This is a genomic window from Chitinophaga sp. SVR4-12A (genome assembly GCF_056754765.1).
Map to the genome: position 1 here is coordinate 887,349 of NZ_JBPGWP010000001.1, position 10,878 is coordinate 898,226.

The 10,878-nt window shown below is 46.7% G+C and carries 4 protein-coding genes; all 4 read right to left on the minus strand.

The genetic code is table 11. From position 1 onward, the window contains the following. Positions 1–18: 18 nt before the first annotated feature. Complete coding sequence (locus ACR9Y8_RS03420; protein ID WP_481211830.1) at positions 19–3,159, minus strand: SusC/RagA family TonB-linked outer membrane protein; 3,141 nt, start codon at positions 3,157–3,159, stop codon at positions 19–21. A gap of 41 nt (positions 3,160–3,200) precedes the next feature. Continuing rightward, positions 3,201–4,793 (minus strand): RagB/SusD family nutrient uptake outer membrane protein, encoded by a 1,593-nt coding sequence (locus ACR9Y8_RS03425; RefSeq protein ID WP_481211831.1) that lies wholly within the window; start codon positions 4,791–4,793, stop codon positions 3,201–3,203. 18 nt (positions 4,794–4,811) lie between these two features. Next, a complete protein-coding gene (locus ACR9Y8_RS03430; protein WP_481211832.1) occupies positions 4,812–7,880 on the minus strand; it encodes a SusC/RagA family TonB-linked outer membrane protein in 3,069 nt (1,022 codons plus the stop codon). A 64-nt stretch (positions 7,881–7,944) separates the two neighbouring features. Then, entirely contained in the window at positions 7,945–10,809 is a 2,865-nt protein-coding gene (locus tag ACR9Y8_RS03435) for a TIM-barrel domain-containing protein (RefSeq protein ID WP_481211833.1), read from the minus strand. Positions 10,810–10,878: the final 69 nt, after the last annotated feature.

Below are 10,878 nucleotides of genomic sequence, written 5' to 3' on the forward strand. Positions count from 1 at the left end.
ATTAAACAGATGAATATTTTACTTACTCAATTTTACGTTAGCACCAATGGTAAAGACCCGGGGCTGCGGATAGTAGCCTCCGTCAACACCTGCGCTTAGCGGGTCCCATGATCCGATCTCAGGATCCATTCCCTTGTAATTGGTAAGAATAAAAGCATTTGAAACATTGAAATAGACTCTCACATACTTAATATTGGCTTTCGAAATCAGCTTTTCCGGGAGGGTATATCCTAAAGAAATATTCTTACACCGTAAAAAAGAGCCGTTCTCAACAAACTTGTCAGAGTTCCTGTTGTTGTCATTGGTATTGTCATTCCTGATCCCCGGGATCCTGGTATCGGGGTTTGTCACCTGTATATTGTTAATATCGGTAGCAGATCCGTTCGGATCGATCAGGGTCAGTTTCGCATAGTTCATTAGTTCCCGGAGATATCCAAAACTTGTACCCGGGTATTCTCCGTTCACGCGCAGCTGGTTATATACTTTATTGCCAATGTTTGCCGTGAAGAATATATTCAGATCAAAATTCTTATAGGAGAAGGTATTGTTTAAACCAAGCTGGTACTTAGGTATGGGAGAACCGAGGAACGTTTGATCATGTTCATTAATAATGCCATCACCATTAAAGTCTTTGAACTTCAGATCACCATACCAGATACTGCCACCGGCGGCGCCTACGGGTAGGGGCACGCCATTTTTAGTGGGTAGTGCGTGGGTCTTAAAATCTTCTTTTGTAGCAAACACGCCCCCGTCGATAACATACCCGTAAAACTCGCCAATAGACCTGCCCACAACAGTTTTGTTGTACTGCCTGTCCAGCGACGCGCCATCCGTATTGAGCTTCAGCACCTCATTAATATTGCGTGAAACAGTTACATCTGTTTTCCAGGTAAAACTTTTGCTTTTAACGTTGGTTGAACTGATTCTGAAGTCAAAACCCTTGTTATTAACGGTACCCACGTTTACATACGGGGCATCCAGTGAGCCTGGTGCATAGCCGATCGCTGTACCGGAATACAATGGCAAGGGGATCTGTAATACAAGGCCGTCGGTTCTGCGATTGTAAACATCCACGGAGAAGCTTAATCTCCAGTTAAAAAGCGTACCGTCCAGCCCTATGTTTGCATATTTTGTTTTTTCCCATTGTACATACGGATTGCCCACATTCTGGGTAAGCTGTGCAATGCCTGTAAGCCCCGTAGCCACAGTAGCAAGCGTGGAAGTATAGGCATAGTCCCGGATATTCTGATTATTCGTTAAGCCATAACCCAGGCGCAGCTTTAATTCATTAATATTTTTTACTGACTTCAGCAATCTTTCATTATTCATCTTCCAGGCAAATGCTCCTGAGTAGGTATTCACCCAGCGGTTTTCAGGAGCGAACTTTGAAGAGCCGTCTGCCCGGAGATTGGCGGTAAACAGGTACTTATCATTGATCGCCAGGTTGATACGGCCAAAGTAGGATTCCTGCGCGCTTTGCCCCTTGGTACCGGAATTGGTGGCGGTAGTGGGATCCCCGCTACTGATCACCTGCACATTGTTGGAGGGAAAATTAGATCTTGCGGCAGAAGACCCTTCACTGGTGTTTAGCTGCGCTTCATGGCCCAGCAACACATTTACATTATACCTGTCTTTAAACAGGTGCGAATAGGTAAAATAGCTTCTGATGGTTGTAAACAGGCTTTGCGAAAAATTATAAGATGCGCTGTTAGTATTATTTTTTACCAGACCGAAGGTATAGGAAGGGTTAAACCGGTCTTCCGTTGCCATCGAAAAGCTTGCTGTTGCTTCATTCCGGAGGCTCAGATCTTTGGTAAACGCGATGTCGGCATATATATTACCAAAAAGCTGTTTCCTGTTTGCCTGGTCTTTATTGATAAGGGCTATTGCATACGGGTTCACGGTACTATTCACCCATCCATTCGGGTTATAGGCGCCGCCCCAGCTGCCATCCTCATTTTTCACCGCTATATCCGGTGTCTGGCTTAATGCGGTATTAATTACATTTGAACTGGTTGAATTCACATTCTCTTTGATACTCACAAGTTGCAGGCTGGTGCCGATCTTTAGCCAATCGGTCGTTCTATTATCAAGGTTCAGTCTTAATGAGATCCTGCGGAAATCAGACCCCAGGGCAATACCTTCCTGCTTGAAATAAGAGCCGGACAGCAGGTATTGTGTTCTTGCATCTCCCCCGCTAACGGTCAACGTGTGGTTGTACATCGGTGCATTTCTAAAAAGCTCTTTCTGCCAGTTAGTACCCTCCCCCAGGTAATTGGGATTTACAAACTCCGGCCGGGTATCAAATCCCCAGCCTAGACCCGTATTTCTTTCATTTATAAAAGCTGCATATTCCCTTAAGTTCATCACCGGCAGCTTCTTAGGTATTTGCTGGTAGCCTGCATACATATCATAGGTAATGCTCGGCGGAGCGACCTGCCCTCTCCTGGTAGTTATTACTATTACGCCATTTGTTGCCTGCGAGCCATAAATTGCCGTTGCAGATGCGTCTTTCAACACATCAATGGATTCAATTTCAGAAGGATTGATACCCGCCAGCGGGTTGACGCCTGCCCCGAGTGCGGCCGTACCGCCAATAATGACCCCATCAATTACGTACATAGGAGAACTTCCGCCAAAAGAAGACAAGCCCCGGATCTGTACAGATACAGCTCCGCCTGGCTGACCTGATATTTGTTGCGCTACTAAGCCCGGCACCTTTCCCTGCAAGGCCTGATCAAAGGTTACAGGTTGTGTTTTACGGATCTCATCACCGGAAACAGAAGATATGGCGCCGGTAACGTCTTTCCGTCTTGTCTTGCCATAACCGATTACCACCACATCCTCCAGTTGTGAAACATTCTCAGCCAGTTTTACCTGGATGGAAGTGCTTTTATCAACCACTACCTCTTTTTTGAGGTAACCAATCATGGTGATCACTAATACGTCGCCTGTTGACGCATCGATCGTAAACCGCCCCGCTTCATCGGTGATTGCGTAGCGCTGGGAGTTCTTTACGGTAACCGATGCTCCCGGAACCGGGATGGAATTACCCTGGTTGACGATCGTACCACTGATTTTTATTGTTTGTGCAGAGAGATGTATGCTGAAAATGGATGCCAGCAGGATAGCTATCAGCGGCAGCAGTTGTAGTTTCATATACGTGGATTAATTATTGTAAAGTTGAATCAATAAGCTCGTTACCATCCCGCATTTTGTTTCAACACGTTGTTTGACAAAGTGATCTGTGTATAAGGAATTTGCACCAGGCCCTTTGTTTCTATGACCTTTGATCCCAGTATAGTTTTGGTTGTATTCACCCCGCCATTTTGAACGGTCACTGACTCGGCAATGGCAGCTGCAGCAACATTTACGCCCTGGCGAAGCAGATCCCAATAGCGGATCCCTTCTCCTGCAAACTCGAGCCTTCTTTCATTCATAATATTTGCCTGGTTCACCGGGATCTGGACAAAGCTGTCGCCCAATGCTCTTTTGCGTACATCATCGAAGTAATTTTGTGCGCCCGCAGCACCTAATTCAGCAGCCATTAACAATACATCTGCATAGCGGATAGACACATAATCCTGGAACTGGCTGATCATGAAGCTGGCGCCGCCCATCTTTTCCGCCAGGCTTTTTCCTGCCGCATCCACCATCGGCGTATATTTTTTAATGCAATAGCCGGTATACTCCCTCTGATCTTTTATATTCTGAAAATCAAGCCCTTCGTCCTTTATTGAAATAATGGAGGCATTTCTCCGGCTGTCGCCCGGAGCGTAGGCATTCCAAAGCTTAGGGTTCACGGTTGCGCCTCCCCAGCCCATTCCATACGGGTAAATATTCTGGATACGGATGCCGTACATTACCATCCAGTTATTGCCATCCACATTGCCATTCCAATCACTGGTGTAGGTATACTTGATGGCAAACACGGTTTCCTTATTATCTTCTCCTACGTAATTATTGAGAGAGGCAGCCGGCCATAAATTAGCGAATTTGTCAACCAGCCCGAATCCGCCGTTATTAATAACATCCTCCAGGTAACCAAGCGCCTGCGCTTTTGACACCTCTCCCACCAGGTCTGCTTTGCCATAAGAACCGGTGTAGTAAAGAAACACACGGCCTATCAAAGATTCGGCGGCCCATTTGGTTACCCGTCCGCGGGTGGCCGGATCCTGAGCGCCATAACTGGTGGCAGGAAGATTGGCTGCTGCAAATTTCAGATCATCTGTAATGAGCTTATAAACGCTGTCTACGCCCGTCTGCGGCACATTGTCGGTAGTAGGTTTTGTGATCAATGGGATATTGCCCCACAACCTCACCATATCAAAATAGCAGAATGCGCGTATAAACCTTGTTTCAGCTTCATAGGTCTTGCGTAAATTGTCATTCCCTTTCCAATCTACCCCGTCCAGGTGCAGCAAAAGCATGTTGGCACGGTAAATAGCTTTGTAATAAAGGCTCCAGCTATCGCCAAACATATTCTGATCAGAAGGCGAACGGAGCTTGTCAAATTCGTCCATCATCTGGTAACCGAATCCGTCTGCATTGCCGGTGCCTCCGAATGCTTCATCAGACATCACCACAGAGGCCACAGGAAAAGCAACGCCACCTGACCAGACACGCTGTAATCCGTCATATACGCCCACCAGCGCTTTCCAGGCATCATCCGGTGTTTTGTAAAAATTCTGTTCTGTAGCAGAGGTTACATCTTCCGTATCCAGGAAGTTTTTGCTGCATGCGATCAATGATAGCAATGCAGTAGACAGTATATAAAGCTTTAAGTTTTTCATTGCTGATTCTTTTTTGGTTTAAAAGCGGACGTTTGCCCCGATCATGTACGTTCTTGGCCTGGGATAATATCCAAGGTCCACCCCGGATGAAAAGCCTTCATTATATCCAACTTCCGGGTCCATTCCTTTGTAACCGGTAATTGTGAAAGCATTCAGCACAGAAGCATATACTCTTAGCTTGCCCAGGTAGCTTTTTTTAACCAGGTTTGCAAAATCATAGCCGAGCGTGATGGTGCTGATACGAAGAAATTTACCATCATAGATGTACAGGTCGGAGAACTGCGCCCAGTTCACCCCATCTTCTGTTACCCTGGGAATCCTGTTGGATGTTCCTGGGCCATGCCAGCGCTCCAGGATGTCCGTCGTATAATTACCGAAGCCACCGGGACCTCTCCACGACTGCACCAGTTGATTACCTGAAACACCGGATGCCTGTACAAAGAAATCAAAGCCCTTGTAATCCAGCGCTACGTTAAAGCCAAATGTGAGATTAGGATTGGGATCACCGATCTTTGTTTTGTCATTGGCATCAATAGCCCCATCGCCGTTCAGATCAACGTAACGAACATCCCCTGGCTGGGCGGTGGGCTGTATGGGCGCGCCGGTTTTGCCTTTATAGGCCAGCACATCTTCCGCTGTCTGAAAAATGCCGTCAGTTTTAAAGCCCCAGAAATAACCTACCGGCTCACCGTTTGCTGCACGGTAAAACTCACCCGCATTAGCATACAGCACATTGGTATTACCATGAAGCACATGATCATTTGTAGGAATATTCCCTATCTTATTTTTGTTATACGCGCCATTTACACCAATTGAATAATTGAAATCCTTGCCAATGCTATTACGGTAATTAAGCGCAAGCTCAACGCCCGTATTCTTTACATCGCCCCCATTGATCAGCGGTGCATCGGCTCCGGCGGTGGCCAGAATGGGCACCGTTATTAACCAGTCTTTTGTGGTTTTGTTATAATAATCAAACGTAACGTTCAACCTTTTCAACACGGTAGCATCAAAGCCGATATTGGTCTGCTCTGAGGTTTCCCATTTTACATTGGGGTTAGCGATGCGGCTCGGAAAAGCACCTTGTGTATTCGCCCCTTCAACAGGCCCGAATATATAAGCCGTGTTACTGAAACTGATGGGAGATAAATATTGATAAGCCGCTACATTCTGATTACCTACCCGGCCCCAGCTACCACGGATCTTCAGGAAATCCAGCCAATGAGCGCCCTGCATAAAGTTCTCCATAGAAGTAACCCATCCTCCAGATACCGAGGGAAAATATCCCCAGCGATGCCCGGGTGCAAATCTTGATGACCCATCAGACCTGAAGGTGATATTCAGCAGATATTTCTCGCGGAAATCGTATTGCAGCCGCCCGAAGTAAGACAACAAGGCATTTTCAGTAGGACCTCCGCCAACACTCATATAGGGCGCGCCCCTGTTCACATTCTGGGCCACGGAAAGGTAAGCATGCTGCAGGTCGGCCACACGCAGGTACCAGTTGTTGCCATTCATAGCCACTGTTTTCGCTTTCAGTGAAGAACTGCCGGCCATTACGCTGAAATGATGATCAGCAGCCACATTAAAATCATAGCTCAATAAATTATCGAACTGGATAGTTAGCCCGTTACCCATTGACTGGGTTACCTTGGAAGTATCATTAAACGCATAAATAGAGAGGTGATAAACCGGCGTATAACCATGGCTTTGATTAGCCGTATAATTTAAACCCAGGCTGGAGCGGAACTTTAATCCTTTAATGGGCTCAGCCTGTATATATACATCGCCAAACAAACCCTGGCTGCTGTTCCGGTTGCGCGTGGTATAGTCCATTACTGCATAGGGGTTCGCTTCTGTATTGTTCCATGCTTGGTCAGGTTTTCCCGGGTACCAGCCTTTCTGGTCGCTGCTGAAGTAATTGCCATTCCCATCATACATGGGCAGTAAGGGGCTTGTACTGAAAGCACTACGCAAAGTGTTATTGTACTGACCGTCTACTAAAATTCCATGCGTGTTCTGATAATTGAATGTAAGATGCTCCCCTATCTTAATAATATTCTGGTACAGGTTGTGATCGGAGTTTATCCTGAACGTATAGCGCTCGAAGTTAGAAATGTTAGAGCCGCCTACAATACCGCCCTGGCCTGTATATCCCAATGACAGGGAATAGGTGGAGCCCGCACCCCCACCCTGTACACCCAGCACATAGTTTTGAGTCGGTACATTATTCTTAAACATCTGGTCAAGCCAGTTGGTATTTACAGGCAAATTGTCAATCACCTCATTGCTGAAATAAGGCGCTTTACCCGAGTTCGTTGCAGCTTCATTTATAATCGTGGCATACTCTTTTGCATTCAAAAGCTTTGCTTTACGTGCAACACGCTGAGCGCCGTAAAAAACATCCAGGGTCACCTGCGCTTTCTGATTGTTTTTCCCTGTTCTGGTGGTAACCAGAATAACACCGTTAGCGGCCTGGGAACCGTAAATGGCAGCGGAAGCGGCATCTTTCAGGACGTCAATGGATTCAATGTCGGCGGGATTCAGATATGAAATATCACCGGTTTGAACGCCATCAACAATATACAGCGGAGAAAAATTACCCACCGTACCCTTACCACGGATAATAACATTCATGCCGGAACCAGGCTGACCTGAATAAGAAGTGATCTGTACACCAGGCGCCTGGCCCTGCAAAGCCTGTAATGCATTGGTAGTATTTTGCTTTTGAATATCGGCCCCTCTTACCTGTATGTTGGCGCCTGTAACCAGCTTTTTCCGTTGCGTGCCGTAACCGATTACTACTACATTCTCCAGCTGATTCTCCGAGTCCTGCAGCTGGATCCTCAATTCCTGCGATTCCACCTTCACCTCTTTTGCAATGAACCCTACCGAAGAGATCATCAGCACATCGCCGGTGGATGCGTTAATAGAAAACCTTCCTGCTTCATCGGCAACGGCGGCTATCTTGGTATTTTTCACGGTGACCGACGCGCCCGGAACCGGGGCGGATGTGCTTTGGCTGGTGATTGTTCCGCTCACTTTCGCAGTCTGTGCGAAGGTGTTTTCGCTTAGGGTAAAAATCATAGTTATCCCCCATAGCAGCAATATTCGCAAGCGAATAATTTTGGCTGACTTCATACGTGTGAATTTAAATTGGCTGTTTTTTTATATTTAGATGTGTCCCTTCATAAATCACTTCTTTATCGCATGGTGTATCAAAATCCAGGCTTCTGACTTTATTGGGGCTTATCATATTGATCCGGAACGTTCTTTTCTGCAGCATCCCCTTGAATGATCCCTTCCGGTCCCCGATGGTAAGGGTTCCTGTTGCTTCCTTATATCTTACCGGGATAACAGAAAAAGCACCTTTTTCATAATTGTAATTAGTTCCTTCATCTTCGTAGAGGTTGAAGGATGCATCCGCGCCTGTGTAAATGTTTAACGTGATGGTATCTGCCTGTCTTTCTGTGGTGTACTGTAATGCAGGCCCGAAAGGCAGGATGGACCCTGCTTTTACAAATAAAGGCATCCGCTCATAAGGAGCATCGGCCACAATTTGCTGACCGCCGGCATACCATTTGCCCGAATAGAGATCATACCATCCTTCACAGCTGGGCAGGTACAGTGCGCGTTTGGTTTGCCTGTGCTCATAAACAGGATTTACCAGCAGGGCAGGCCCAAACATGTACTGATCTCCGATATTTAATACAGCCGTATCTCGTGCAAAGTCCATTGCAAGTCCGCGCATGATGGTATAATCGTCATGATATGCCGCCCCGGCCAGCGAATAGATATAGGGAAGTAAACGGTAACGTAGCTTGTCGTAATAAAGAAAACTTTTATACGCAGGATGGTCTTCAGGAGCTGTATTATATACCTCCCGATATGGAAATTGCCCATGGGAACGGAACAAAGGAACGAATGTGCCAAACTGCGACCAGCGGGTCATCAGCTCCCTCCACTCTTCCTGGTTTTCAGCATCCGGGCTTTCAAATTTCCGGGGCACCACAAAACCACCTATATCCATGGTCCAGTAGGGAAGCCCGGACATAGAAAAATTTACGCCTGCGGCTATTTGTGCCTTCAGATCAACCCAGGTGGATCCGATATCACCGCTCCATATAGCTGCAGCATAGCGCTGTGAACCGGCAAAGCCTGAGCGTGTGAGCAGGAAAACCCTTTTATCGGGGTCCGTGGAACGCTGCCCTTCATAAATCCCTTTTGCATTTTGCAGCGGATAAGCATTCAGGAATTCTGCAGCGCTGCCCAAAGCAGTGGGCGTCATTTGCAGCTTCCTTTTACCGGCATCTACATTAGAAAGGATATCCGGCTCACTGGCGTCCATCCACCATGCGTCAATGCCTTTACTATAGATCTTATCATTGATCAGGTTCCAGAATCCTTTCCGCGCATCTTTATTGAAGGCATCGTAAAAAGTAGAAACATATCCCTTGCCTATCCAGTCTCTCTGCCGGTCGGCTATATTCCTTTTATAAAGCCATCCGTTCTTATCAAACTCCTTGTACGCTGAGATGCCGTCATAAAATTTCGGACACACCGATATCATGATCCGGGCATTGTATTTTTTATGCAGCACATCGATCATACTGTCGGGAGAAGGAAAGCGTTTTTCATCAAACTCCTGGCTGCCCCATTCTGCTTCCTTCCAATAGCTCCAGTCCAGCACAATGTTGTCAATAGGGATCTTTCTCCTGCGGAATTCATCAACCGTGGTAAGGATCTCTTCCTGTGTTTTATATCGTTCCCTGCTTTGCCAGAAACCCAATGCCCATTTCGGCACTATAGGCGCTTTACCGGTAAGATCCCGGTAACCGGCGATCACCTCATCCATATTATTACCGTAAACAAAGTAGTAATCAACCTGTTTGCCGGCTTCAGAACAAAAGCCAAAATTGTTCTGCTCTGCTGCGCTCAATGGTTCCTGCCATTTCAGAGAAAGATAGGATTCGCCTCCTTCAGGTGTCCATTCAATTTTAACAGGTACTTTCTCTCCTTTTTTGAAATCCCATGGAACTAATGCAGACGCGGGGTTCCAGGCTTTGCGCCAGCGGTCTAAAACAAGCTTTCCGTCCAGCCACACCTTCAGGGAACCGCCGTAGGTGAACCGGAACTGGTGCAGGCCCGACAAATGACTGGCAAGGCTCCCTTCCCAGCTTACCATTCCGGTAGCAGGTGTAAATTCCCCGGGTAGCTGGATCTTTGAGTCTCCCAGGAACTCCATATTAATGTTTGCCTCTGCTCTTTCTATACTTATCTCTTTGGGGTTATGCGTATTGTTGATGTACGAGGCTGTAAGCCAGCCCGGTTCTCCAAGCTTTGAGAAAAGCTGCATGGAAGAAAGCGGGTGGAGCGGCCTTACATCACCAGCCCTGGTCAGCGAATAATTATCCCACAGAATGCCATAATTTTTACTGGAAATCAAAAATGGAATGGCTACCTCCGTATTGTTCTGGAAGAAAGTAACCTGCTGCCCCCGGTAATTCATTATACCATCCTGGTGCTGGCCCAATCCATACCAGGCATCACCGCCTGTTGACTGAAAGGTTTGCGTGAGCGTGTAATACCGGTTACCATCAAATACAACAGGTTGAAAACTCCTTCCAACCGGCTGTTTTTCAGCCAGTATTTTTTTACCGGTGAGATCCGTGAAAGTAACCGCCCCTGTTTTGCGGTCGATAGTAGCGATTAATCTGGAGGTTCTGAGTGTGAGGTTTTCTTTAGAAGGAATAACATTCCACGTAAGCCCGGGCTTTTTTTTGTAAACAGTGATCAGGCTATTACCGGGTACTATTTCTTTTCCGGGAGCTGCGATCACTCTTATAATATTATCCGCAATCACTTCCAGCTTAACGGCATGCGGTGAGCCTGTTAGCAAAGGGTCTGTAAAAAGTATTACACCATCAGGAAGTGTGATATAGGCGGGCGGCACTGCCAATAAGTCATTCAAAAAAGCGGAAGCCAACAGGCTAAACAGCATCAATCTCAATTTCATACACGTGGATTAGAATGCCGTAAAGCTATTACCTGAGCGGCTGAAAGCAGGTGGTTGAATGTTTCAAAT